The following is a 24,364-nucleotide window of genomic DNA, read 5'->3' as shown; positions in this document are numbered from 1 at the left end:
ACCGGGGACGGGAACACTAAGATGGGCTGAGCTGTTACTGGCAATGACTTCGGAAATCATGATGGACTTGGAGGCGGCGATGGCTACGGTGACCCCGGACTCTGCCGCCCCGGGCCTCACGGAAGACCCCGGACCGCATTCGTCGGCCCGTCCCCCCGCCGAACCCGCCACCTCGGCCTCGCCCGCCGTCCTCGCGGACGCCGGCGACCTGCTCAGGGCGCTCGCCGCGCCCGTGCGCATCGCCATCGTCATGCAGCTGCGTAACGCGGACAGGTGCGTGCACGAACTGGTGGACACGCTCGATGTCGCACAGCCGCTGATCAGCCAGCACCTGCGGGTGCTGAAGACCGCGGGTGTCGTACAGGGTGAGCGACGCGGCCGAGAGGTGGTGTACCGGCTGGTCGACGATCACCTTGCGCATATCGTGGTGGACGCCGTAGCCCACGTTCAGGAGGGGAAGTGAGCATGAGTCCGACGACGGCCAACAGTTCCGCGCCGGTGCCGGGACGCCGGTCGACGAAACAGCGGGCCGCCGTGGTCGAGCTGCTCAAGGAGATCGACGACTTCCGTTCCGCCCAGGAACTGCACGACGAGCTGCGCAAACGCGGAGACGGCATCGGGCTCACCACGGTGTACCGGACGCTGCAGTCGCTGTCGGAGGCCGGCGAGATCGACGTCCTGCGCACCGACACCGGCGAGGCCATCTACCGGCGTTGCTCGTCGCACCACCACCATCACCTGGTGTGCCGTCTCTGCGGCAGCACCGTCGAGGTCGAGGGACCCGCGGTGGAGCGGTGGGCCGAGAAGATCGCTTCGGAGCACGGGTTCTCCGACATCAGCCACACCGTGGAGATCGTCGGGACCTGCTCGAACCACTGACGAGTGTCATGAAAGGGTCGTTCAGGACGAAAGATGTCCTGAACGACTCTTTCATGACATCCGGTCAGTACTCGTAGGGGTCCTTCGGCGCCGGCACCTGCCGCACCGAGGTGAGCGTCAGATCCGGCATGTAGCTGTTCTCCCGCACCGCGGTCCCCGGCACGACCGTCCCGGTGACCTCCAGCCAGGTGTCGTTCCCGAAGCCCGACACGCCCTCGCCCACCATCCGCACGGTGATCGGGAACGCGTCGGCCGCGCAGCAGCCGATCACCATCCGCGCCAGCATCGTGTTGCCCTCGTTGTGCACGACGAAGCCGGACAGCCGCACCGTCCGCCCGTTCAGCGAGCCGCTGGAATCCCATCCGGCGCGGCTGACGAACTCGTTGACCTCCAGCGGCACCACGTCCCCGGCGGGCAGGGGCGGGAAGGCGGCCGCGTTGCTCGCCGCGGCGCTCTGCGGCGCCCTGGCCTCGGTGCGGGTGACCGAATCGGCGCCCAGCGCGGGCGGCGCGACCAGGAACACGGCCAGCACCGGCACCATCAGCAGCCACGCCGAACGGGCGTTGTGCTCGTGCGCGTGGACGTCGCCGGACACCACGGCGGCGGCCCGCGCGGCCAGCAGGTCGCGGACGATCGCGACCGCGCCCAGCGCGACCATCACCGCGCCGCCCGCGATGATCCACGGCTGCTGCGCGGGTTTGACGTAGCGCAGGTAGTCGCCGTTGACGGTGATCTTGAGCAGCGCGCCGCCGAGCAGGATCAGCAGGATGTTCTGGGTCTCGCGTTTCACGCGCCACCTCCGAGGATCAGCACACCCGACACGACGGCACAGGACAAGGCGACCACGAACGTCACCGGGGCGAACCGCAGCGCGAAGGATTTGCCGAAGGTGCCGGTCTGCAGGGCGAACAGCTTCACGTCGATCGCGGGCCCGACCACCAGGAACACCAGTTTCGGCAGCAGCGGCATCGCGGTCAGCGACGCGGCGACGAAGGCGTCGGCCTCACTGCACAGTGCCAGCACGACGGCGAGCACGGCCATCACCAGCACCCCGAGCACGATCTGCTCCCCCAGCACCCCGAACCATTTGGCGGGCACCAGCACGTTCATCGCGGCGGCGATCATCGCGCCGAGCACGAGGAAACCACCGGCCTCGACCAGATCCGCCCGCGCGGTCTCGGCGAAGGTCTTCCACCGTGAGCCGTGCTGAACCTCGGGAAGCCGCCGCAAAGCCCGCTCCGCGATCCAGTCGAGCTTGCCCCATTTCGCCCACAGCCAGCCCATCACCATCGCGGTGGCGAGCGAACCGGCGAACCGGGCGAACACCATTTCCGGATTCCCGGGGAACGCCACCGCCGTGGCGACCAGCACCACCGGGTTGACCGCGGGCGCGGCGAGCAGGAACGTCAGCGCGGCCGCGGGCGCGACACCCTGGCCGATCAGCCGCCGCGCGACCGGCACCGACGCGCATTCACACCCCGGCAGGGCGACCCCGGCCAGGCCCGCGACCCCGACCGCCGCACCGGCCCGGCGAGGGAGCACCTTCTCCAGCACCCGCGCGGGCACGAACGCCGCGATCGCGCCGCTGATCAGCACCCCGAGCACCAGGAACGGCAGCGCCTGCACGCAGACGGCGACGAACACGGTCGAGCCGGTCCGCAGCGCGGGCACGTCGAACACCTGCTGGAGCCAGCTCTGCCCGAGGATCGCGATCAGCAGGATCGCGCAGAGCACCTCGATCGAGGTGATCTTGAACCGCCGGGCCGGCTTCTTCTCCGGGGCGCTTCTGGAAATGGTTTCCATGCGCGCGATGATGCCAGGTGACCCTGCGTTCCGGCGGTCACTCCCCCGCAGCGGAGCCCAGCAGGTCCGACCGCAGCTGCGACGCCGTCGACACGACCAGCATGAGCAGCGTCCCGAGCGGCGAGGGGTCCATGCCCTCGGCCGGGAACGCGTACCTCAGCGTGATGTCGATGCCCTTCTCCGAACGCACCACCCCGAGCGTCCCGAACAGGCCCTGTCCGGCACGTTCCGCCGCCGAGGCCGCGATCGCCGGGTCGTCCGGCAGATCCCAGGCGACGACGCAGGTCAGGCTCAGCACGGTCAGCCCTTCGGCCAGCCGGGTCGCCTGGATGACGCACGGGACGTCCGCGTGCGAGAAGGTCAGCGCGCCGTCGTCGTCGACGTGGACTTCGAGATAGCGCTCGAGGGCTTCCCGCGCCGACGTCAGCAACGCCGCCGTGTCCGCTGCTTCGGTGGTCATGCGGTCCCTTCGGAAGCCTTGTCGACGGCCCCGCCGAACCGGCGGTCCCGTTTCGCGAATTCGAGGCACGCCCGCCACAGGTGGGTGCGGTCGAAGTCCGGGAAGAGCGTGTCCTGGTAGACCATCTCGGCGTAGGCCGACTGCCAGAGCAGGAAGTTCGACGTCCGCTGCTCCCCCGACGGCCGCAGGAACAGGTCCACGTCCGGCATGTCGGGCTGGTACAGGTACTTGCCGATGGTCTTCTCGGTGACCTTGTCCGGGTTCAGCTTCCCGTCGGCGACGTCCTGGGCGATCCGGCGCATGGCGTCACCCAGTTCGGCACGGCCGCCGTAGTTGACGCACATGGTCATGTTCAGCGCCGTGTTGTGCTTGGTCTTCTCCTCGGCGACCTGCAGTTCCTTGATGACGCTCGCCCACAGCTTGGGGCGGCGGCCCGCCCAGCGGATGCGGACGCCGATCGAACCGAGGTAGTCGACCTGGCGGCGGATGGTGTCGCGGTTGAAGCCCATCAGGAAACGGACCTCCTCCGGGCTCCGCTTCCAGTTCTCGGTGGAGAACGCGTACACCGAAAGCCATTTGACGCCGAGTTCCACGGCGCCGCTGGCGACGTCGATCATCACGGCCTCACCGCGCTTGTGGCCCTCGATCCGCGGCAGTCCCCGCTGGTTGGCCCAGCGGCCGTTGCCGTCCATCACCAGCGCCACGTGCTTCGGGAGGAGTTCCTTGGGGATCTCCGGCGGCCGGGCACCGGACGGATGCGGCTCCGGCGCGCGAAGTTCGAATTGTGACGCCTTGTTCTCGCGTCCCCTGCGCAGCACCTTCGAGCCTCCTGATCGAGTGAAACCTGTGCCTGCGACCCTACTGCGCCTGCGTGCTGGTCTCCCGCGCACGCCTCTCCACCAGCGGCAGCGACCGCAACTGGCGCTCCAGATGCCACTGCAGATGCGCCGCGACCAGGCCGGACGCGTCCCGCCTCGGCACCGGCAGCGACGCCTCGGCCACCGGCCACTCGCCGTGCAGGAGCGCCGCGAGCAGCGTCAGCACCTCCGGGGAGGGGTGGACACAGCCGGGAACCCGGCAATCCGGGCACATCGAGCCCCCGGCGGACACGCTGAACGCCTTGTGCGGCCCGGGCAGGCCGCAGCGGGCGCATTCGGTGATCGCGGGCGCCCAGCCGGCGTAGGCCATGGCCCGCAGGAAGAAGGCGTCGAGGATGAGGGAACTGTCCCGTTCGCCGCTCGCCAGCGCGCGCAGCGCCCCGACGACGAGCATGTAGAGCTTGAGCACCGGCTCGCCTTCTTCGGCGGACAACCGGTCCGCGGTCTCGGCGATGGCGCTCGCGGCGGTGTAGCGCTGGTAGTCCGCCACCAGCGGCAGAGCGAAGGCGTCGACCGTCTCGACCTGGGTGATCACGTCGAGGGAGCGGCCGGTGTAGAACTGGACGTCGACGTGCCCGAAGGGCTCCAGGCGCGCTCCGAAGCGCGATGACGTCCGACGCACGCCCTTCGCGACCGCACGGACCTTGCCGTGCCGCCGCGTGAGCAGGGTGACGATCCGGTCGGCCTCACCCAGCTTGTGCGTCCGCAACACCACTCCGGTGTCGCGATAGAGGTTCACCACCCCGACATCGTCCCACCTGGGACCGACATCGGGGTGGTGCGCCCCGGAATCAGCAGTAGCGGCCGTAGCAGCTCGGCACCGACGCGGCCGCGGCGATCGAGATGATGATCATCACGATGGCGAACAGGCAGCCGAGGCCACCGATGATCGACGCGATCATGCACATGGTCCTCGTGGACCTCGACGCGTCCGCGGCGGCGGCGTAGTTGCCCTGCATCTTGTAGGTGTTGACCTCGTTGGACTTCATGATCGCGAAGATCGCGATGATCCAGCAGAGGAAGATGCAGCCGATCGCCCAGCCCTTGTAGTCCTTGATGGCGTTGATGTCGCCACCGCCACCGGGCATGCCGCCCGGCGCGCCGTAAGGGGAAGGCTGGCCGTACGGGGCCGGCTGGCCGTAGGGGGCGGGCATGCCACCGGACGGCGGACCATAGCCAGGCTGCTGTCCGTAGGGCTGCTGCTGGCCGTAGGGGTTGGTCATGAAAGTGGTCCTCGTTGTTCTTTCGGCTACGGGTCGGGCTAGATGCTCGCGGCGACCAGGACGATCCAGAGAATGGAGAACAGGCAGCCGACACCGCCGATGATCGAGGCGATCATGCACATGGTCTTCGTCGACTTCGACGCGTCCGCGGCGGCGGCGTAGTTGCCCTGCATCTTGTAGGTGTTGACCTCGTTGGACTTCATGATCGCGAAGATCGCGATGATCCAGCAGAGGAAGATGCAGCCGATCGCCCAGCCCTTGTAGTCGGGGATCGAGTTGATGTCACCGCCGCCACCGGGCATACCGCCCGGCGCGCCGTAGGGCGCGGGCTGACCGTACGGCGCTGGCTGGCCGTAGGGCGCAGGCTGGCCGTACGGCATCGGGTTCGGGCCGGAAGGCTGGCCGTACGGCGCGGGCGTGGCGCCGGACGGGGGTCCGTATCCGGGCTGAGGCTGCTGGCCATAGGGCTGCTGGCCGGGGCCGGGCTGCTGGCCGTACGGGTTCGTCATCGGGGTTCCCCACTTTTGTCGCATTTGCCGGCGGGTGGATCCCGCCGGTTTTTCCTTACTGGTGCGGTGTTCCGGGCCCGTTCGGCCCATCCGCTCCGGGCAGCTGCTGCCTCAGCTGGTCCGGGGTGATCTTCTGCGTCGGCTCGGCTTCGTCGAACCCTGACGGTGCCTGCTGGGGCTGCTGCCCCGGGCGAAGGACCTGAGTCGGCTCGGCCTCGCTCAGGGCCGGCTCAGGCTGGGACTCCGGTGACGGCGCCGCGGTTCCCCGCGGCGGCTGACCGAACGGCTGGGACGGCTGCTGCCCGAACGGCTGCGGCTGCTGGGGCTGCTGACCGAACGGGGACTGCGGCTGCGGCTGTTGTTGCGGCTGGCCGAACGGCGCGGGCGGCGCGGGGAACGGCGAAGACGACGGCGGCGCCGGGAATCCCGGCGTCTGACCGAACGGCGCCGACGTGGTCGCCGACGCTTCGCCCGGCACGACGATGGTGCTGAGAATCTTGTCCGCGAACGTCTGCTTCTTCTCGTCCCACAGCGGCCAGAGGTAGCCGAGACCGCAGACCCAGCCGTCCAGGTTGTGGCACAGGTCCCGGACGAACGCCATCAGCGGGCCGATCGGCTGGCCGTCGCTCTCGCGGACGAGCTTGATCTTCAGGATCTTCTTGCCGAGCGACTGGCCGGTGGTGCCCATCTTGATCCACCGGTTGTAGACGGTCCAGGCGAAACCGGCGAGATAACCGAGACCGGCGATGAACAGGCCGACCGTGTCAGGCCCCACCGCCGAGATGATCGCGCCGATGATCGGCAGCACGACGATCGGGCCGAAGTCGATGAGCGTCGCGCCCGCGCGCAGGCCCCAGTGGGCGTAGTCGGTCCGCGGACCGAACGGGGAAGCCTGGCCGAACGGCGAGGCCTGACCTTGCTGACCGAAGGGAGACTGTGGCTGCGCGCCGAACGGCTGGCTCGACTGCTGGCCGAACGGCGAAGACTGTGGCTGCTGCCCGAAGGGCGAGGGCTGGTCGCCTTGCTGCGGCTGCTGCCCGAAGGGCGAGGGCTGGTCGCCTTGCTGCGGCTGCTGCCCGAACGGCGAGGGCTGTTCTCCCGACGGCGGCTGCCCGAACGGCGACTGCGGCTGCGGTGACTGCTGCTGCCCATCCCCGGATCCGGGCGGCGGCTGCTGTCCCGGCGGCTGCTGGCCGTAGGGAGTGGTCATCGAAATCCCCTCGCTGGTTCCTCGCCCCTGGAGCACTGGGCCTCGTGCGGCGACCCGGGCTGAATGTACGGCATGGGTACATACCGAGCAGACCGGTGCGCGGGAGCGTACTCGGTACCACCGACGATCCGGGCCTCGGCCCGGCACTCACACGTATAGCGAGGTGAACGGGGCGAAGGGCAGGTTACGGATGACGAACCAGACGACGAACACGACACCGAACGCGAGCGGCGTCCAGCGCCAGTGCAGCCAGCTGTTCACCGCGCGGCCACGAAGCCTGCCGACCGCCCAGGCGACGGTGCTCCAGACGAGCAGCAGAACGACCACAAAGGACACCGCGTTGTAGTGCAGTGCGGCGGGAATGTCCCCGTGCAGCGCGCTGTAGACCATGCGCATGCCGCCGCAGCCCGGACACGCGATGCCGAGCAGGGTCTTGGTGGGACAGACCGGAAGCGGCCCGCCCGGAGTGGTGGGATCACCCAGCCAGAGGACGACACAGCCGAGGCCCGCCCCGGCGGCGATGGCCAGGGGCGGTCCCAGCGCGCGGGCCTTGGCTTTGAACCCGCGCGCCGGGAATCCCGTGTAGACGGACGACGTCACGGCGTGAAGCTTCCCGCCGACGCGCCGATGATGATCATCACCACGATGAAGATGATGTACAGCAGGAAAAGACCGCCGGTGGCGATCGCTCCCCACATGGACCACTTCTTCGCGTCGTCGGCGGCCTTCTGGGCTTCGGCGTGGAAGCCCTGCGACCACAACGTCTGCACCTGGCTCGACTTCACGATCGCGACGATACCCAGCGGCAAGCAGCACAACACCGTGCAGAGGATGGCCCACACCAGGTTGTTGTCCGGCGGGGGTCCGTAGTTCGGCATGCCGCCGTAATACGGCTGCTGCGGCGGTGGCCCGCCCGGGGGCGGGTAGTTCGGGTACTGGTCGGTCATGAGGTCTCCCCCTCGAGCGCCGGGATCAGCGGTAGTTGTTCACGTCCACCGAGGCCGCGAACACGCCGAGGAAGACGACGAGGACAACGTACAGAACGATGAGCACGCCACCGACGATCGCCGCGATGATCGACCACTTCTTGGCCGCGTCGGCCGCTTCCTGCGCGGCGGCGGGCTGGCCCTGCGCCCAGAGGGTGTTCACCTGGTTCGCCTTGACGATGGCGACGATACCGAAGGGCAGGCAGCACAGGATCGTGGTGAGGATGGCCCACACCAGGTTGTTGTTGGGCGGCGGGCCGGGGTTGTTGAAGCCTCCACCGCCCTGAGGGTCGCCGGAGTAGTTGGGCAGGCCCTGGTTGTCGGTCATTTACCGCTTTCCCTTCACGAATGAGATGTGGAACTGCGACCCGGGCGCGCCGCCCGATCAGCGATCACCGGAGTCAAGGGTTGAGACTCTAAGGTCACCCGTCCGGTTCCACACCATCAACCGGTCTCCGCGACCGAATCGAGACATTCCGTTCAGTCAGAAGCCCAGCCGTCGCAACTGACGGGGGTCGCGCTGCCACTCTTTGGCGACCTTGATGTGCAGGTCGAGGTAGACCTTCGAGCCGAGGAGCCCCTCGATCTGCTGCCGGGCGCGCGCGCCGACGTCCTTGAGCCGCTCACCCTTGTGCCCGAGGATGATGCCCTTCTGGCTCGGTCGTTCCACATAAAGGAACGCGTGCACGTCGATCATGTCGTCTCTGCCCTCGTGGGGCAGCATCTCCTCGACGGTGACGGCGATCGAGTGCGGGAGTTCGTCCCGGACGCCCTCCAGTGCCGCCTCGCGGATCAGCTCGGCGACCAGGGTCTGTTCCGGCTCGTCGGTGAGTTCGCCGCCCGGATACAGCTGCGGCCCCTCGGGAAGGTGCCGCACCAGCAGATCCGAGAGCGCGCCGACCTGGAAACCGTCCACAGCGGACACCGGGATCAGCTCCGCGAACTCCATGACCTCCTGCAGGGCGAGCAACTGCTCGGCGACCTGCTCGGGTTTCACGAGATCCGTCTTGGTGACGACGCCGATCACGGGGGTCCGCTTGGCGATCTTCTTGAGTTCGGCGGCGATGAACCGGTCCCCGGGGCCGACCTTTTCGTTGGCGGGCACGCAAAGCCCGACAACGTCCACTTCGGACCATGTGGAGTGGACGATGTCGTTCAGCCGCTCGCCGAGCAGGGTCCTCGGCCGGTGCAGGCCCGGTGTGTCGATGATCACCAGCTGGGCGTCGTCGCGGTGGACGATGCCGCGGATGGCGTGCCGGGTGGTCTGCGGTTTGCTGGAGGTGATCGCGACCTTGCTGCCGACGAGCGCGTTGGTCAGCGTCGACTTGCCCGCGTTGGGCCGTCCGACGAAGCAGGCGAAACCGGAACGATGCGGTTCGGCCATCAGTTCAGCACCTTGCCACTGGGGTCGGCCAGGTAGATCGGGGCCTTTTCCGCGATGTCCCGCACCGCGTGCACGGACGCCTCCTTGAGCAGCCCTTCGGCCGTGACCACGACGGCGGCCTCGATACCTTCGGCTCCACTCGAAACGGCGGCGGCGACGGCGGCCTGCAGCGCGGTGAGCTTGAACGACGGCTGGTCGACCGTGCTCGCCGCGTAGGTGCGGCCGTCGGTGTCGCGGAGCGCGGCGCCTTCGGCGGCCTGGGTGCGGGCTCGCGCGGACCTGGCCAGGGTCACCAGCTTCTGGTCCTCGGCGTCCAGCTCAGGCATGTTCGACACTCCTGTCACTTTCATCGGGCTGCGGGACCCGGGTCCGGCGCCTGCCCTGGGCTGCGTCGGTCACCGCGTCCGCGTCGGCGGGGTGGACGACCACCGTGGTGATCCGCATCCGCCCGCGCCGGTCCTTACCGCCTTCGGCGAACAGCCGAAGCCCGGCGACCTCGGCTTCGGCCCCCGGCAGCGGGACCCTACCCAGTCGCTCGGCGAGCAGCCCGCCCACGGTCTCCACGTCGTGGTCTTCGAGGTCGATCCCGAACAGTTCGCCCAGGTCGTCGACCGAGAGCCGGGACGAGACGCGGACCGCGCCGTTTTCGAGTTCCTCGACCTCGGGGCGTTCGTCGGCGTCGGATTCGTCGGTGATCTCGCCGACGATCTCTTCGAGGATGTCCTCGATGGTGAGCAGGCCGGCGGTGCCGCCGTACTCGTCGACGGCGATCGCCATGTGGTTGTGCGAGACCTGCATCTCCTTGAGCAGGTCGTCGAGCCGTTTGGAGTCCGGCACGAAGCTCGCCGGGTTCATCAGCGCCTCGACCTGCCGCTGCGAGCCGCCCTCGGCCATGTACGCGGGCATGAGGTCCTTGATGTTGACCACGCCCACCACGTCGTCGACGGAGTCGCCGATCACCGGCAGCCGGGTGAACCCGGTGCGCAGGGCCAGCGCCAGCGCCTGGCGCACGGTCTTGTCGTGCTCGATCCAGACGATCTCCGTGCGCGGCACCATGACCTCGCGCGCGACGGTGTCGCCGAGTTCGAACACCGAGTGGATCATCTCGCGCTCGGATTCCTCGACGACGCCGCGTTCCTGGGCGAGGTCGACCAGTTCGCGCAGTTCGACTTCGGAGGTGAACGGGCCTTCGCGGAAGCCGCGGCCGGGGGTGATGGCGTTACCGAGGACGATCAGCAGCCTGCTGAGCGGGCCGAGGATCGACCCGAGGACGCGCACGGGACCGGCGACGACGAGGCCGATCCGGTACGGGTGCTGACGGCCGAGGGTGCGCGGGCCGACGCCGATGATCACGTAGCTCACCACGACCATCACGCCCGCGGCGACCACGATGGCGAGCCACAGCGGCCGGATCCAGCCGAGGATGTCGACGGTGACCAGCACGGTGGCGGTCAGCTCGCAGGTCATCCGCAGCAGCAGGATCAGGTTGATGTGGCGGCGGCGTTCGGCGATGACCAGCGACAGCTGGCGCGCGCCGGGGCGGCCGAGCCGGACGAGGCCGTCGGCGCGGGCCTTGGAGACCGTGCTGACGGCGGCGTCGGCGGCCGCGAACACCCCGGCGAGCAGGATCAGCGCGATGGCGATGACCAGCAGGGCCGTGGGACTACCCATGTCCGCGAACCGCCTAGGCGGGCGGTTCCTCGGCGGGCGCGGCGTCGAGGCCGGCGGTGCCGAGGAGCCTGTCGTCCGCGGAGCGCTGCGCGTCGCGCTTGTTGTGCGCGGCCACGGCCGCCTGGAACTCGCCGAGGATCCGCTTCTGCAGACCGAACATCTCGCGTTCCTCGGCGGGCTCGGCGTGGTCGTAGCCGAGCAGGTGCAGCACCCCGTGCGTGGTGAGCAGGTGCAGCTCGTCCATCAGCGCGTGCCCGGCCGTCTTGGCCTGGTCCTTCGCGAACGCCGGGCACAGCACGATGTCGCCGAGCAGCGCGGGCGAGGCGTCGGGCGCGTCGGGGCGGCGCGACGAGTCGAGCTCGTCCATCGGGAAGGCCATCACGTCGGTGGGCCCGGGCAGGTCCATCCACCGCTCGTGCAGATCCTCCATCACCTCGAGGGTGACGAGCAGGATGGACAGCTCGGCGAGCGGGCTGACCTCCATCTTGTCGAGCGCGAAGCGGGCGGCCGACACGATGGAGGTCTCGTCGACGTTCACGCCCGATTCATTGGCGATCTCGATGCTCATGAACGGCGCTGCCCTTTCCAGCCACTGCCCTGATCCTTGCTGTCCTGCAGCGCCTGCCACTTCTCGTACGCGTCGACGATGTCGCCGACGAGCTTGTGCCGCACCACGTCCTGGCTGGTGAGCTGGGCGAAGTGCAGGTCCTCGACACCTTCGAGGATGTCGCGGACCACCCGGAGGCCGCTCTTCTGGCCGTTGGGGAGGTCGACCTGCGTGACGTCGCCGGTGACGACGATCTTGGCGCCGAACCCGAGCCGGGTGAGGAACATCTTCATCTGTTCCGGCGTGGTGTTCTGCGCTTCGTCGAGGATGATGAAGGCGTCGTTGAGGGTGCGGCCGCGCATGTACGCCAGCGGCGCGATCTCGATGGTGCCCGCCTGCATCAGCCGCGGGATCGACTCGGGCTCGACCATGTCGTGCAGCGCGTCGTACAGCGGGCGCAGATACGGGTCGATCTTCTCGTTGAGCGTGCCCGGCAGGTAGCCGAGGCGCTCGCCTGCTTCGACCGCGGGGCGGGTCAGCACGATGCGGGTGACCTGCTTCGCCTGCAGCGCCTGGACGGCCTTGGCCATGGCGAGATACGTCTTGCCGGTACCGGCGGGGCCGATGCCGAAGACGATCGTGTGCTTGTCGATGGCGTCGACGTAGCGCTTCTGGTTGAGCGTCTTGGGCCGGATCGTCTTGCCGCGCCGGGAGATGATGTTCATGCTCAGCACTTCGGCCGGTGACTCGTGGTCACCGGTGGAGAGCATGCCGACGGTGCGGCGGACGGTGGCCGGGTCGACCTGCTGGCCGCGGCCGGCGAGCGTCACGAGTTCGGCGAAGACACGCTCGGCGAAGGCGACGTCGGCGGGGGCACCGGTCAGGGTGACCTCGTTGCCCCGGACGTGGACGTCGGCGGCGAGGAGTTCTTCGGCGACCCGGAGGTTTTCGTCCCTCGAGCCGAGCAGGCTGAGCGCGGCGGCGTCGGGGATGGGGAATCGGGACTGGGCCGCTTCGGTGATCGCGGCCTCTTCAGCCTTCGTCGGGGTGACGTCCGCGGGAACGTCGGGTCGGGCGGCTTCACCCGGTACGGTTCCGGCCACGTGGCCTCGGGCCTACTTCCTGCGCTTACGCTGCGATTTTCAACGACAGTGACGGGTTCGATGTTACTGGTTGCGGGTGGCGGCACGCAGTCCGGTTTCCGCAGGCCGCGCGCTTCAGCGCCCGAAATGCCCCAGCTGCTCGCCGCCGAGCACGTGCGCGTGCACGTGGAAGACGGTCTGCCCGGCGTCACCGTCGGTGTTGAACACCACCCGGTACCCGGACTCCGCGATCCCCTCGATCTCCGCGACCTTGCGCGCCGTCGAAGCCACATCGGCGAGGAGTTGCGGGTCGCCCGAGGCCAGCTCGGCCAGATTGCGGTACCGCTTCTTCGGCACCACGAGCACATGCACCCGAGCCTGCGGCGCTATGTCCCGGAACGCATACGTCGTCGCGTCCTCGTACACCTTGTCGGACGGGATCTCGCCCGCGATGATCCGCTCGAACAACGTCTCCGCGTCACTCATCCCCCCACCCTATCGCCCACCGGGGCCAGTCCCTCGCTACGCCGCGACGGGGCGAAGGGAACTTTCGCCGCGTCGCATGCGAGGAAGTCCCCTTCGCGTCCACGCACCTCGGTCGGGGTGGTCGTTCTGGCTGGGGCTGAACGCAAGCCCGATCCGTGAAGGCCTCCTTGCCTACCCTGAAGGTAGTGAAGGAGGCCTTCACGGACCTCGTGATCACCAGTTTCACCCCAGAAGCACCAGCAGCCACAACGGCTGCGCTGAAAGCCCCTTCCCCAGTACTTGAAGCCGACAGGCCGCCGGCGACCATCTCGGTCGGGGTGGTCGTGAGTGGCGTTTCGTGTTCTAACCCGAATCGCCACTCACGACCACCTGTACCGATCGGCCACACTCACGTGATCGAAGCCGGAGCGCAGCAAGGAGCGAAGCGCTTCGCGAAGGGGTTCGAAATGAAGATGCCGCGGCGCGGTGGGCCCTGGGGGTCGGCCCACCGTCGCCGCGGCTCCGCCGGACCGAGGGGGGAGGTGCCCGGCGGGGATTCACGCGCGCGACCGGGCTTCATCCCCAGTGGCGCGCCGAAACCGTGTGTTGCGCGTCAGTTAACGAGAGTAACGGCTGTTTGCGTGATCGCGCCATAACTCGCCGCAAATTAGTGGGGTGTTTTTTACTTCCAGCGGTCGGTGAGAACCCCTAGCGCGCCGAGTGCCACGGCGGCGGCGGTGGAGGTGCGCAAAACGGTGGGGCCCAACCGGATGGCGGTGGCGCCGGCCTCGGTGAGGGTGTCCAGTTCGTCGTCGGTGATGCCGCCTTCGGGGCCGACGACGAGAAGGATGTCGCCCTGTGCCGGGAGTTCGATCTCGGTGAGGCGGGTGGTGATGCCGGATTCGAGGACGAGCGCGCGGGAAACGGTCTGGGCGAGTTCGGCGAGTTCGCGGGTGGTGACGGGTTCGGCGACTTCGGGGACGTGGGCGCGGCGGGCTTGTTTGGCGGCGGCGCGGGCGGTGGTGCGCCACCGGGTGAGGGCCTTGTCGCCGCGGGTCCCTTCTTCCCAGCGGGCGACACTGCGGGCGGCGCGCCAGGGGACGATGGCGTCGGCGCCGGCTTCGGTGGCGAGTTCGACGGCGAGTTCGCCGCGGTCGCCCTTCGCGAGGGCCTGGGCGACGATGACGCGCAGCGCGGGTGGTTCCTCGGTCCAGTGTTCTTCGATGGCGAGGGTGAGCGCCGCGTCGCGGCCCGCCTGGACGGCCTCGACGACGCAGCGCGCCATGCCGCCTTCGCCGTCGGAGAGCACGAGACGTTCGCCGACGCGCAGGCGGCGGACGGTGGCGGCGTGCCGGGCTTCCTCGCCGTCGAGGGTGGTGCGCCCGGAGCCGGGCAGCGCGGCGGTGAGGAAGACCGGCAGTGTCGTCTCGGGCACGGGTTACCGGTGGTTCTTGGTGCGCAGCTTGGAGAACAGCCCGCCGGGCTTGGAGCCGTTCGAGGACAGCGAAGGCACGTCTTCGCCGCGCTGCTGGGCGAGTTCGACGAGGAGGTCGCGCTGGGCGTCGTCGAGTTTGGTCGGCACGACGACGTCGATGTGGACGTGCAGGTCGCCCCGGCCGTCGACGCGGCCGGAAGACCGCAGCCGCGGCATGCCCTTGGCGGTGAGCACGAGTTCGGTGGCGGGCTGGGTGCCCGGCTCGATGTCGAGTTCGTAGTCGCCGTCGATGAGCGTCTCGATGGGCACCGTGGCGCCGAGGGCGGCGGTGGTCATCGGGATGCGGAAGTTGCAGTGCAGGTCGTTGCCCTGCCGGACGAACACCTCGTGCGGTGCTTCGTCGATCTCGACGTACAGGTCGCCGGCGGGGCCGCCGCCGGGGCCGACCTCGCCCTGGCCGGAGAGGCGGATGCGCATGCCGTCGCCGACGCCCGGCGGGATCTTGGCGGTGACGTTGCGGCGGGCGCGGACCCGGCCGTCGCCGCCGCACTGGCGGCAGGGGTCGGGGATGACCTCGCCGAAGCCGCGGCACACCGGGCAGGGGCGTGCTGTGACGACCTGGCCGAGGAAGGACCGCTGCACCGACTGGACCTCGCCCGCGCCACCGCAGGTGTCGCAGGTCTTGGTGCCGGTGCCTTCGGCCGCGCCGGCGCCGCGGCACAGGTCGCAGACGATGGCGGTGTCGACGGTGATCTCGCGGTCGACGCCGGTGGCGCACTCCTCGAGGGTCAGGCCGAGGCGGATGAGCGCGTCGGAGCCGGGCTGCACGCGGCTGCGCGGGCCACGGCCACGGCCGCCGCCACCCCCGGCGGCGCCGAAGAAGGCGTCCATGATGTCGCCGAGACCGCCGAAGCCCGAGAACGGGTCTCCCCCGCCGCCGCGGGCGCCGCCGTCCATCGGGTCGCCGCCGAGGTCGACGACCTTGCGCTTCTGCGGATCCGACAGCACCTCGTACGCGGTGGTCACCTCGCCGAAGCGGTGCTGGGCGTCCTCCGACGGGTTGACGTCGGGGTGCAGTTCACGGGCCAGTTTGCGGTACGCGCGCTTGATCTCCTGATCCGTCGCGTTCTTCGCCACCCCGAGAATGCCGTAATAGTCCCTCGCCACCGTCTTCGCCTTCTCCTTCTGACTTCGACCTCACCGCCGCGTTCAGCGGCCGGCGAGGATCTGCCCCACGTAGTTCGCCACCGCGCGCACCGCGGCGATGGTGTTCGGGTAGTCCATCCTGGTCGGCCCGACGACGCCCATCCCGCCCAGCAGCATGTCGTCCATCCCGTAGCCGATGGACACCACCGAGGTGCTGCGCATCTGCTCGTCCTCATTTTCCTCACCGATGCGCACGCTGATCGCACCGGGGTTGCGGGCGGCCGCGAGCAGCTTGAGCACGATGACCTGCTCCTCGAGCGCCTCCAGCACCTGCCGCAGCGATCCGGGGAAGTCCGAGACGTTGCGGGTGAGGTTGGCCGTGCCGCCGAGCACCAGCCGCTCTTCGGGATGCTCGACCAGGGACTCCACCAGCACGGTACAGACGCGGGTGAGGCTGTCGCGCAGTTCGCCCGGCGACTTCTCGGGCAGTTCGGCGACCGACGCCGCGGCCTCGGACAGCCTGCGGCCCGCGAGTGCCCCGTTGAGCACCGTGCGCAGCCTGCCGACGTTCTCCTCGGTGATGACGTCCCCGAGGTCGACGGTGCGCTGGTCGACGCGGCCCGAATCGGTGATCAGCACGAGCATCAGCCGCGCCGGGGTGAGCGGCACCACTTCCAGGTGGCGGACGGCGGAGTTGGTCATCATCGGGTACTGGATGACCGCGACCTGCCTGGTCAGCTGCGCGAGCAGCCGGACGGAGCGGCGCAGGACGTCGTCGACGTCGGTACCGCTGTCCAGGAACGCGGTGATGGCCCGGCGCTCGGCCGCGCTGAGCGGTTTGACCTCGGCTATCCGGTCGACGAACAGCCGGTACCCCTTGTCGGTGGGGATCCGGCCCGCACTGGTGTGGGGTTGTGTGATGTAGCCCTCTTCTTCCAGCGCCGCCATGTCGTTGCGCACGGTGGCGCTGGACACCCCGAGGTTGTGCCTGTCGACGATCGCCTTGGATCCGACGGGTTCCTGGTTGGACACGTAATCGGCGACGATCGCGCGCAGCACTTCGAAGCGGCGTTCTTCCGCGTTGGCCACCTGCACCTCCCTCGGCTCGTCCTCACAACGAGTTTACGGAAGGTGGAGTGCCCGGCGAGCCACCGGACTTCTTTGGGCCCCTCAGCCGCGCCCGCGCGGGGAGCGCCGCCGCGGCTCCAGGGGCTTCCGGATCACCCTCACCGACCCCCACCAGGCGAAACCCGTGACGCGCAGCACCGGCGCGCCCGCATCCGGGCTCCGTCGCCCGGTCCGGCGGCCGGTGCCGAATCCGCCCATCAGCCCGATTCCCCGGACGTCGAGGGCGAAGTCCTCGGGTACGACGATCTTGACGCCGCCCATGACCGCCACCGCCCTGATCGTGCAGGATCCGGTGATCCGGGCCCGCCGCAGATCGAGGCGCACGCTGCCCCAGAACGCGCGGCTGACGTGTTTCGACGGCAGTGGTCCGCCGAACCGCCGCGTGGTGGCGGACATGACCGCGAACGAGCGGCGTCCGCCTTGCTCCTCGTCGGCGGCGTGGGACAGGGCGAGCGCCCCGCCGGGCGACAGATCCGCGACGACGGGTTCGAATTCCGCGAACGTCTTGGCCGCGTAGACGGCGTCCAGTCTCGTTTCCAGTTCACCGGTGGTGATGCGTCCCGCACCCATGGCTTCGTACAGCAGTCGCGCGACGTTTTCGCGATCGGAATCGGCCACCCGCATCGCCGACCGCTTCGGTTCCGACATGACGGCGACGATAACCGGGATCGGCGAATTCCGGAAATAGCCCGGCCGCCACCCGGAAAGCCATGAGTGAAATCAGTTTCCCCGCACTGACGGGAATGACAATTCGACGAACGGCCATTGACCGCCCGGCACCGAAAGGTCTTCCATCTAGCTCACCTGCGGAAGTTCCGACTCAGCGTGGAGCGCACTATGACTTCTTCCTTTCGTCATGTCCTGATCGCCGCCATGACCGTGACGTTGGTCGCGGTAGGGGCGACTGCCGCGAGCGCGGAATCCGATTCGGTATACGTCTCCTCTTCACCGCTTCCGGCCGGTGAGAACGGTGACGTGATCAAGTCGCAGCCCTCGACCTACAACGGGGCGAAATCGACCCGGATCCAATATCTGTCCCGGGACAACAAGGACAGGCAAGTCGCGGTGAGCGGCACCGTCCTGGTGCCGGACAATCCGTGGACCGGTCCCGGCGAACGGCCGATCGTGGCCTACGCGCCGTTCACCTTCGGCATGGGGCCGGATTGCGCTCCCTCGAAAACCCTCGCGGGCGAGGGCGCCTCGGACCTGGTCTCCGGCTTTCAGGGCGGTTTCGTCAACGCGTTGCTGGGTGCCGGGTTCGCCGTGGCGCAGACCGACTACATCGGACCGTGGGTGACGGGCAGCGGCGACCATCCGTACGTCGTCCGGTTGTCCGAGGCGCACACCGTGCTCGACGTCGTCCGCGCCGCCCAGCGGCTGCCCGGCACGGGCCTGCCCGCCGATGGCCCGGTGGGCATCGCCGGCTACTCCGAGGGCGGCAGTGCCGCCGCGGCCGCCGCCGAACTGGCCGCCACCTACGCGCCCGAACTGGACGTCAAGGGTGTCTATTCCGGCGCGGCTCCCGCGGACAAGGCCGTGCTGTCGAAGTCGCTCGACGGCGGGATGTACGCCGGGTTCCTCGGTTACGCGCTGATCGGCATCAACCAGGCCTACCCGGAGGCCAGGTTGATGGACCTGGCCAACCCGGCCGGGGCCGATCTGTTCCTGAAGGCCCGGCAGACCTGCACCATGAACGCGGTCCTCCAGTTCATGTACAAGCAGACCAGCTCGCTGACGAAGGAGGGCAAGCCGGTGTCCGCCTACCTGGCCCAGCCGCCGTTCGACGCGATCGTGGCGGAGAACCGGATCGGCACCGTCAAGCCGGCCATGCCGGTCCTGGTCGAACACAGCCCGATGGACGACGTCATCCCCGCGGCCGTCGGCAAGCAGATGGCGAAGGACTGGTGCGGCAAGGGCGCCAACGTCCAATGGAAGGAACTGACGACCTTCACGCCGTTCTTCTCGCACGCGCTGGGCATGATGACCGCGTCCGGCGATGCCACCGAGTGGCTGAAGAGCGCGTTCAACGGACAAGCGGGCGGCGGCAACTGCGGCCGGTTCTGACCCGCACCGAAGTACATGAAGGCCCCCTTCCTTGCGCCTGGCGCAAGGAAGGGGGCCTTCATGTACTTCAGGAGCGAGGCCGCGTCAGCTGTTGCGCGGGAACCCGAGGTTCACCCCGCCCTGCGAAGGATCGGGCCACCGCGACGTGACGACCTTCGTCCGCGTGAAGAAGTGGAACCCTTCCGGCCCGTAGGCGTGGCTGTCCCCGAACAACGAGTCCTTCCACCCGCCGAACGAGTAGTAGCCGACCGGCACCGGGATCGGCACGTTCACGCCGACCATCCCGACCTCGACCTCGTTCTGGAACCGCCGCGCGGCCCGCCCGTCGTTGGTGAAGATCGCGGTGCCGTTACCGTAGGGGTTGGCGTTGATCAGCTCCAGCGCCGCGTCGTAGCCCTCGGCCCGCGCGACCGCCAGCACCGGCCCGAAGATCTCGTCGGTGTACACGGACATGTCCGGGGTGACCTGGTCGAACAGCGTCGGGCCGAGCCAGAACCCGCCGTCCTCGCCGTCGACCTCGATACCGCGGCCGTCGACGACGAGCCGGGCGCCCGCTTCGACCCCGGCCTCCACATAGGACTCGACGCGTTCGTGGTGGGCGGCGGTGACGAGCGGACCCATCTCCGAGGTGGGCCGCATGCCGTCGCCGACGCGCAGCCGCTTGATCCGCTCGGCGATCTTCGCGACCAGTTCGTCGCCGACCGGGTCGACGGCGACCACGACCGACACCGCCATGCACCGCTCCCCCGCCGAGCCGAAGCCCGCGGACACGGCCGCGTCGGCGGCGAGGTCGAGGTCGGCGTCCGGGAGGACGACCATGTGGTTCTTCGCGCCACCGAGCGCCTGCACGCGTTTCCCGTGCCTGGTCCCGGTTTCGTAGACGTACTTCGCGATCGGCGTCGACCCGACGAACGAGATCGCCTTGACGTCGCGGTGTTCCAGCAGCCCGTCGACGGCCACCTTGTCGCCGTGCAGGACGTTGAGGACGCCGTCGGGCAGGCCCGCTTCGGCGAACAGTTCCGCGATGAACACGGCCGCGGACGGATCCTTCTCGCTCGGCTTGAGCACGACGGTGTTGCCGCAGGCGAGCGCGTTCGGCACGAACCACAGCGGGACCATCGCCGGGAAGTTGAACGGCGAGATCACGCCGACCACGCCCAGCGGCTGCGAGATCGAGTACACGTCGACGCCGGTCGAGGCGTTCTCGCTGAACCCGCCTTTGAGCATCTGCGCCGCACCGCAGGCGTACTCGACGTTCTCGATCGCGCGCGCGATCTCGCCGGCGGCGTCGGATTCGACCTTGCCGTGTTCGCTGGTGACGATCTTCGCCAGTTCGTGACGCCGTGCCGAAAGCAGCTCACGGAAGGCGAACAGCACCCGGGTGCGCCCCGCCAGCGAGGTCCCGCGCCAGCCCGGCAGCGCCCGGGACGCGGCGGCGACGGCGGCGTCGACGTCGTCCTGCGCGGCGAAGGCGACCTTCGCCCGCACCTGGCCGGTGGCCGGATCGAACACGTCACCCGATCGTTCGCTCACGCCTTCGCACGGTTTGCCGTCGATCCAGTGGTTGATGCGGTCTGTCACGGGTTCCGCCTTCCTGGTCCTGATGCCTGCTCCCGGTCGAGTCTGGGTGCGCGCGCCACACCGACGCCATCGTCAACGTGTACGGACTCCCGGTCCCGCCCGTACAGTCTGTCCCCAGCGTTGTCGAACCGGGTGGGAGGCCGATGTACCCGACCGTCGCCGAGGTGCTCGCGCTGCCGGTGCTGCGACAGGGCAGGCCCCATGTGGTGGCGGGGGCGGCGGGGCTGGACGCGCCGGTCCGCTGGGCGCATGTCGCCGAGGTCGCGGACATCGCCCCGTTGCTGCGGGGCGGGGAACTCGTGCTCACCACCGGGGTCGCGCTGCCCGACGACGGCGCCGCGCTGGCCCGCTACGTCGGCGACCTGGCGGGGATCGGGGTCGCCGGGATCGTCGTCGAACTGGTCCGGCATTGGAGCGAGAAGCTGCCGCCCGCGCTGGTCGACGCCGCGGACCGCCACGGCGTCCCGCTGATCACCCTTTCGCGCGAGACGCGCTTCGTGTCGGTCACCGAGGCGGTGAACGGGCTGATCGTCGACGCCCAGGTCGACGAACTGCGCGCGGCCGAACGGGTCCACGAGACCTTCACCGCGCTGACCATCGCCGGCGCCGAGCCGGGCGAAATCCTGCGGGAGGTCGCGCGGCTCACCGAGCATCCCGTGGTGCTGGAGACGCTGTCGCACGAGGTCCTCGCCTACGACACGGCGGGCACCGACCCCGGCGAACTGCTGCCCGGCTGGCCGACCCGATCACGGCCGGTGCAGGTCGGCGAGCGGACCGGCTACCACCAGGGCGCGGGCTGGCTGATCACCGTGGTCGGCGCGCGCGGGCACGACTGGGGACGGCTGGTCGTCGTCTGCGGGGATCCGCCGCCGCACCGGCACGTGGTGGTCGCCGAACGGGCCGCGTCCGCGCTCGCGGTCCACCGCCTGGTCGCGAAGGACACCGACAGCCTCGAACGCCAGGCGCACCGCGCGATCCTGACCGAACTGCTGGCGAACCCGGTGCCGCCCGCCGAACTGACCGCGCGGGCCTCCGCGCTGGGCGTCCCGCTGACCGGACGGCTGCTGGTCGGGGTCGCCGTGCGGCCCCGGATCACGGTGACCGCCAAGACCGCGCAGTCCACCCCGGTGCTGCTGCGGGAACTCGCCGAGGCGACGGTGCTCGCCGCACGGCACGCCAAGGTGTCCGCGCTGGTGGCCTCCGACGACACCCAGGTGCGCGCGCTGATCGCGCTTTCACCGGAGGCGGGGGTCGACGCGGTACTGCGACGGCTGGCCACCGACGTCCACGAGGCCCGCGCCGGAGCGCCCGCCGTGGTCGCGGTCGGGACCACGGGCAGCGGGCCCGCCGAAGCGCGGCGGACGCTCGTCGAAGCGGCGCAGGTCGCCGCCGCGGCGCTCGCCGAGAACGTCGAACGGCTGGTCCACCGGCTCGACGACGTCCGGTTGCGCGGACTGCTGCATCTACTGGCCGGCGACGAGCGGATCACCGCGTTCGCCGCGCGGGAGCTCGGCCCGCTGCTGAGCCGGGACGCCGCGCAGGGCAGCAGACTCGTTCAGGCGTTGAGGCATTACTGCGAGCACGGTGGCAACAAGTCCGCGGCGGCCGCCGCGGCGCACACCTCCCGCACCGCGTACTACCAGCAGCTGGCCCGGATCGAGCAGGTACTGGGCGTGCGGCTCGAAGATCCGGAGTCGATGCTCTCGCTTTATGTCGCTTTGCTCGCCCACGACATTCGAAAAGCGGACGACCACACGTCCGGGTGAGCAAATCTCACCCGAGCGTGGAACACAGTGATCGGGCCACGTCAGCCGATAGGGTTGATATGGCTTTCTTCGAACCGATCGGCGCCTGCGTGCTCGCGCTGGCCTGTATGGCCCCGGCGCAACCCGCCGAATCCACGTTTCAGCTGACCAGCCACGACACCAGGGGCCGGATCGGCACCGTCTCGCTCACCTGCGGGCCCACCGGGGGTTCCCACCCCACGCGCGGGAACGCCTGCGGCAAACTGTCCGAAGTGGACGGAGAGTTCGGCAAGCTCCGGCCGGAACCGCGGGCCTGCACCCTCGAATACTCGCCGGTGGACGTCTCGGCGGTCGGCAAGTGGCGCGGCGAACCGGTCACCTTCCGCACCTCGTACGCCAACCGGTGCGTCGCCGACGCCGAGTCGGCCGGCGTCTTCACCTTCTGACCGAGGCACTTCCGTCGAGGTGACCGCCGGACCTCCCCCTCGGTGGCCCGGCGGCGCCGTTCACCGCCGCCTTGATCGCCCTCACCCCCAAGAGGGCGATCAAGGCCGTGGGTCACGGCTCAAGGACGGGGCAGGTACCGGCAACCGATCCCGTCCTTCGCGGTAACGGGGGTCTGACGCGCGAGGGACCGGCTCAGGTTCCATTCGCGCCAATCATCTTTCGGGATTCCCCGCACGACCGGTCCGAGCACACAGGACCGCAGCGGTTCGGGGAGCCGGTCGGCCGACGGCACCACGTCGGCGGAAAACCTTGACAGGTAAGTGGTGTCGAGTGTCTTGCCATGCGCGAGCCGGTCGATGTTGCGGTCGGCGATGAACCGTTCCGGATCGAGCACGGCCAGCCCGAGCAGCGCCGCGACGGCGGCCCCGATGGCCGCGCGCGGCAGCCAGGCCGACCGCAACGGGATCAGGGACGCGAGCACCAGCAGGAAGATCAGGCCGATCCAGAGCTCGCAGACCTCGACCAGCAGCCGCAGCACGGTGAACCCGTACGCCTGCTGATAAGTCCACATGCGACTCAACGCCGACGCGACCAGCACCAGGCTGAGCACGCTCAACGCGCCGAGCAACCCGCGCTGCCAGGCACGATCCGCCACCGAGGTCTTCGGCGCCCAGCGCAGCGCGGCGGCGACCAGTAGCAGAGTCAGCACGGTGATGGCGGAGAGCTGCCAGAAGCCGCTCCTGGCGTACTCGGCCGCCGTCAGGCCGCTCGTGGCCAGCAGGTATTCGGTGCCGCCGAACAACACGACCAGGCGGACCACGACGAAGCTCGTGAACAGCAACACCAGCACACCCAGCGGCAACGTCCATTCGAGCCGGTGCGCGAGCCGTTTGCGCGGGGCGTCGTCGTCGGCGGGCAGCGGGGGCGCCGCCAGCAGATAGCACGCCCCGGTGACGGCGAACGCGGCCACCACGAACAGGAAACCCCAGCGCACGAAGGTTCCCGGGTTCAGCTCGGGGATCACCGCGTCGACGACGCTCGCGAACGCGGCATCCGCGCCGCGCAGCAGCGGGACGAACACCAGCAGCAGCAAGGCGCTCGCCAGTACCGGCACCAGGAACCGCGGCCGCGTCCGGCCTTCCTGTTTCGTGCCGAGCTTCCTCAGCCCGCGCCCGGCCCACGGGATCGACAGCAGCGCTTCGATAGGGACCGCGAAGACGTCGTAAACGATCGTGTTCACGGTGCGTTTCCCGACCACCGCGAGGGATCCCGCGACGAAGGCGGCCAGCACGCACAACACGTTCAGCCAGACCGACGCGCGGAACATGCCGACGGCGAGCAGACCGAGCGCCGCGGCCGCCCACAGCGCGTTGACCAGCCGGAAGTGTGGTTCGGCGTCGCCTCGGGCACGCTTGTCGGCGAAGTAGACGGCCACCGCGAAGGCGAGCCCGGCCACGAACCAGCCGGCTCCGGGGTCGTCCGGCATGACGAAGGCGGCGACCAGCCCGGCCGCGACCGCCGCGGGCAGCACGGAGGCGGGCAGCGGGACGATCGCCGATTTCGGCGGCACCCGTGGCCGCATCAGCACCGGCACCTGCGGCGCGGGCGGCATGGGCTTGGGCGGCAGGGCTCCGTCGGGCATGGTCGGAGCCATCGTGCTCGTCGCCTTCGGGGGCGACGCGTGCGCCTGCTTCTCCTGATCTTCGCTCATCGAATCCTCC

28 protein-coding genes are annotated in these 24,364 nt (G+C 69.5%); 5 read left to right on the top strand and 23 right to left on the bottom strand.

Annotation, left to right across the window (positions count from 1 at the left end):
- Positions 1-79: 79 nt before the first annotated feature.
- Positions 80-463 carry an ArsR/SmtB family transcription factor gene (locus AORI_RS51470; RefSeq protein ID WP_043848664.1) on the top strand — a complete coding sequence of 128 codons (384 nt, stop codon included), beginning with the start codon at positions 80-82 and terminating at the stop codon, positions 461-463.
- Between the two features lie 2 nt (positions 464-465).
- Complete coding sequence (locus AORI_RS51465; protein WP_020629376.1) at positions 466-879, top strand: Fur family transcriptional regulator; 414 nt, start codon at positions 466-468, stop codon at positions 877-879.
- Between the two features lie 64 nt (positions 880-943).
- On the opposite strand, the gene AORI_RS51460 is transcribed toward AORI_RS51465, so the two are convergent.
- From AORI_RS51460 to AORI_RS51360, 21 genes are all read right to left on the bottom strand, one after another.
- Positions 944-1,669, bottom strand: coding sequence for a TIGR03943 family putative permease subunit (locus tag AORI_RS51460; RefSeq protein ID WP_016332475.1), 726 nt, complete (start codon positions 1,667-1,669; stop codon positions 944-946).
- Positions 1,666-2,682, bottom strand: coding sequence for a permease (locus tag AORI_RS51455; protein ID WP_016332474.1), 1,017 nt, complete (start codon positions 2,680-2,682; stop codon positions 1,666-1,668). The genes AORI_RS51460 and AORI_RS51455 overlap by 4 nt, the downstream gene beginning before the upstream one ends.
- Before the next feature lie 37 nt (positions 2,683-2,719).
- Positions 2,720-3,142, bottom strand: a complete 423-nt coding sequence (locus AORI_RS51450) for a hypothetical protein (protein ID WP_016332473.1) — start codon at positions 3,140-3,142, stop codon at positions 2,720-2,722.
- Positions 3,139-3,960, bottom strand: a complete 822-nt coding sequence (locus tag AORI_RS51445; protein ID WP_016332472.1) for an isoprenyl transferase — start codon at positions 3,958-3,960, stop codon at positions 3,139-3,141. Before AORI_RS51445 ends, AORI_RS51450 begins: the two co-directional genes overlap by 4 nt.
- 40 nt (positions 3,961-4,000) lie before the next feature.
- Positions 4,001-4,762 carry a DNA repair protein RecO gene (gene recO / locus AORI_RS51440; RefSeq protein WP_016332471.1) on the bottom strand — a complete coding sequence of 254 codons (762 nt, stop codon included), beginning with the start codon at positions 4,760-4,762 and terminating at the stop codon, positions 4,001-4,003.
- Positions 4,763-4,811: 49 nt separating this feature from the next.
- Positions 4,812-5,243: a CD225/dispanin family protein gene (locus AORI_RS51435; RefSeq protein WP_016332470.1), complete on the bottom strand. Its 432-nt coding sequence runs from the start codon at positions 5,241-5,243 to the stop codon at positions 4,812-4,814.
- Between the two features lie 38 nt (positions 5,244-5,281).
- Positions 5,282-5,752 carry a CD225/dispanin family protein gene (locus tag AORI_RS51430; protein WP_016332469.1) on the bottom strand — a complete coding sequence of 157 codons (471 nt, stop codon included), beginning with the start codon at positions 5,750-5,752 and terminating at the stop codon, positions 5,282-5,284.
- Positions 5,753-5,807: 55 nt separating this feature from the next.
- Positions 5,808-6,962 carry an RDD family protein gene (locus tag AORI_RS51425; RefSeq protein ID WP_016332468.1) on the bottom strand — a complete coding sequence of 385 codons (1,155 nt, stop codon included), beginning with the start codon at positions 6,960-6,962 and terminating at the stop codon, positions 5,808-5,810.
- Positions 6,963-7,109: 147 nt separating this feature from the next.
- Positions 7,110-7,562, bottom strand: a complete 453-nt coding sequence (locus AORI_RS51420) for a DUF2752 domain-containing protein (RefSeq protein ID WP_016332467.1) — start codon at positions 7,560-7,562, stop codon at positions 7,110-7,112.
- Positions 7,559-7,909, bottom strand: coding sequence for a CD225/dispanin family protein (locus AORI_RS51415; protein WP_016332466.1), 351 nt, complete (start codon positions 7,907-7,909; stop codon positions 7,559-7,561). The genes AORI_RS51420 and AORI_RS51415 overlap by 4 nt, the downstream gene beginning before the upstream one ends.
- 25 nt (positions 7,910-7,934) lie before the next feature.
- Positions 7,935-8,276, bottom strand: a complete 342-nt coding sequence (locus tag AORI_RS51410; protein WP_016332465.1) for a CD225/dispanin family protein — start codon at positions 8,274-8,276, stop codon at positions 7,935-7,937.
- Between the two features lie 156 nt (positions 8,277-8,432).
- Positions 8,433-9,332 carry a GTPase Era gene (era, locus tag AORI_RS51405; protein ID WP_016332464.1) on the bottom strand — a complete coding sequence of 300 codons (900 nt, stop codon included), beginning with the start codon at positions 9,330-9,332 and terminating at the stop codon, positions 8,433-8,435.
- Positions 9,332-9,658 carry a hypothetical protein gene (locus tag AORI_RS51400; RefSeq protein WP_016332463.1) on the bottom strand — a complete coding sequence of 109 codons (327 nt, stop codon included), beginning with the start codon at positions 9,656-9,658 and terminating at the stop codon, positions 9,332-9,334. Before AORI_RS51400 ends, era begins: the two co-directional genes overlap by 1 nt.
- The gene (locus tag AORI_RS51395; RefSeq protein WP_016332462.1) at positions 9,651-11,003 is read right to left on the bottom strand and encodes a hemolysin family protein; all 1,353 of its coding nucleotides are present in this window, start codon (positions 11,001-11,003) and stop codon (positions 9,651-9,653) included. The genes AORI_RS51400 and AORI_RS51395 overlap by 8 nt, the downstream gene beginning before the upstream one ends.
- Positions 11,004-11,016: 13 nt before the next feature.
- Positions 11,017-11,571, bottom strand: a complete 555-nt coding sequence (gene ybeY, locus AORI_RS51390) for an rRNA maturation RNase YbeY (protein WP_016332461.1) — start codon at positions 11,569-11,571, stop codon at positions 11,017-11,019.
- Positions 11,568-12,653 (bottom strand): PhoH family protein, encoded by a 1,086-nt coding sequence (locus tag AORI_RS51385; protein ID WP_016332460.1) that lies wholly within the window; start codon positions 12,651-12,653, stop codon positions 11,568-11,570. Before AORI_RS51385 ends, ybeY begins: the two co-directional genes overlap by 4 nt.
- 114 nt (positions 12,654-12,767) lie before the next feature.
- Complete coding sequence (locus tag AORI_RS51380) at positions 12,768-13,118, bottom strand: histidine triad nucleotide-binding protein (protein WP_016332459.1); 351 nt, start codon at positions 13,116-13,118, stop codon at positions 12,768-12,770.
- A gap of 661 nt (positions 13,119-13,779) precedes the next feature.
- A complete protein-coding gene (locus AORI_RS51375) occupies positions 13,780-14,532 on the bottom strand; it encodes a 16S rRNA (uracil(1498)-N(3))-methyltransferase (protein WP_016332458.1) in 753 nt (250 codons plus the stop codon).
- A 3-nt stretch (positions 14,533-14,535) separates the two neighbouring features.
- A complete protein-coding gene (gene dnaJ, locus AORI_RS51370) occupies positions 14,536-15,699 on the bottom strand; it encodes a molecular chaperone DnaJ (protein WP_016332457.1) in 1,164 nt (387 codons plus the stop codon).
- Positions 15,700-15,741: 42 nt separating this feature from the next.
- Positions 15,742-16,767 carry a heat-inducible transcriptional repressor HrcA gene (gene hrcA / locus AORI_RS51365; RefSeq protein ID WP_043848663.1) on the bottom strand — a complete coding sequence of 342 codons (1,026 nt, stop codon included), beginning with the start codon at positions 16,765-16,767 and terminating at the stop codon, positions 15,742-15,744.
- 81 nt (positions 16,768-16,848) lie between these two features.
- Positions 16,849-17,454: a DUF1707 SHOCT-like domain-containing protein gene (locus AORI_RS51360; RefSeq protein ID WP_016332455.1), complete on the bottom strand. Its 606-nt coding sequence runs from the start codon at positions 17,452-17,454 to the stop codon at positions 16,849-16,851.
- 189 nt (positions 17,455-17,643) lie between these two features.
- Here AORI_RS51360 and AORI_RS51355 point away from each other — a divergent pair, with 189 nt between their 5' ends.
- On the top strand, positions 17,644-18,870 hold the full coding sequence (locus AORI_RS51355; RefSeq protein WP_016332454.1) for a lipase family protein: 1,227 nt from the start codon (positions 17,644-17,646) through the stop codon (positions 18,868-18,870).
- A gap of 84 nt (positions 18,871-18,954) precedes the next feature.
- Here the strand turns inward: AORI_RS51355 and AORI_RS51350 are convergent, their stop codons facing one another.
- A complete protein-coding gene (locus AORI_RS51350) occupies positions 18,955-20,451 on the bottom strand; it encodes a CoA-acylating methylmalonate-semialdehyde dehydrogenase (protein ID WP_016332453.1) in 1,497 nt (498 codons plus the stop codon).
- A 143-nt stretch (positions 20,452-20,594) separates the two neighbouring features.
- Here AORI_RS51350 and AORI_RS51345 point away from each other — a divergent pair, with 143 nt between their 5' ends.
- Both AORI_RS51345 and AORI_RS51340 read left to right on the top strand, forming a co-directional pair.
- On the top strand, positions 20,595-22,217 hold the full coding sequence (locus tag AORI_RS51345; RefSeq protein WP_016332452.1) for a PucR family transcriptional regulator: 1,623 nt from the start codon (positions 20,595-20,597) through the stop codon (positions 22,215-22,217).
- Between the two features lie 59 nt (positions 22,218-22,276).
- Positions 22,277-22,642 (top strand): SSI family serine proteinase inhibitor, encoded by a 366-nt coding sequence (locus tag AORI_RS51340; RefSeq protein WP_016332451.1) that lies wholly within the window; start codon positions 22,277-22,279, stop codon positions 22,640-22,642.
- Between the two features lie 119 nt (positions 22,643-22,761).
- On the opposite strand, the gene AORI_RS51335 is transcribed toward AORI_RS51340, so the two are convergent.
- Positions 22,762-24,354, bottom strand: a complete 1,593-nt coding sequence (locus tag AORI_RS51335; RefSeq protein WP_016332450.1) for a DUF4153 domain-containing protein — start codon at positions 24,352-24,354, stop codon at positions 22,762-22,764.
- Between the last annotated feature and the right edge of the window lie 10 nt (positions 24,355-24,364).

It is taken from the genome of Amycolatopsis keratiniphila (genome assembly GCF_000400635.2).
Lineage (GTDB): Bacteria > Actinomycetota > Actinomycetes > Mycobacteriales > Pseudonocardiaceae > Amycolatopsis > Amycolatopsis keratiniphila.
The sequence above is the reverse complement of the archived record's forward strand: the minus strand, read 5'-3'. Positions and strand labels throughout refer to the sequence as shown.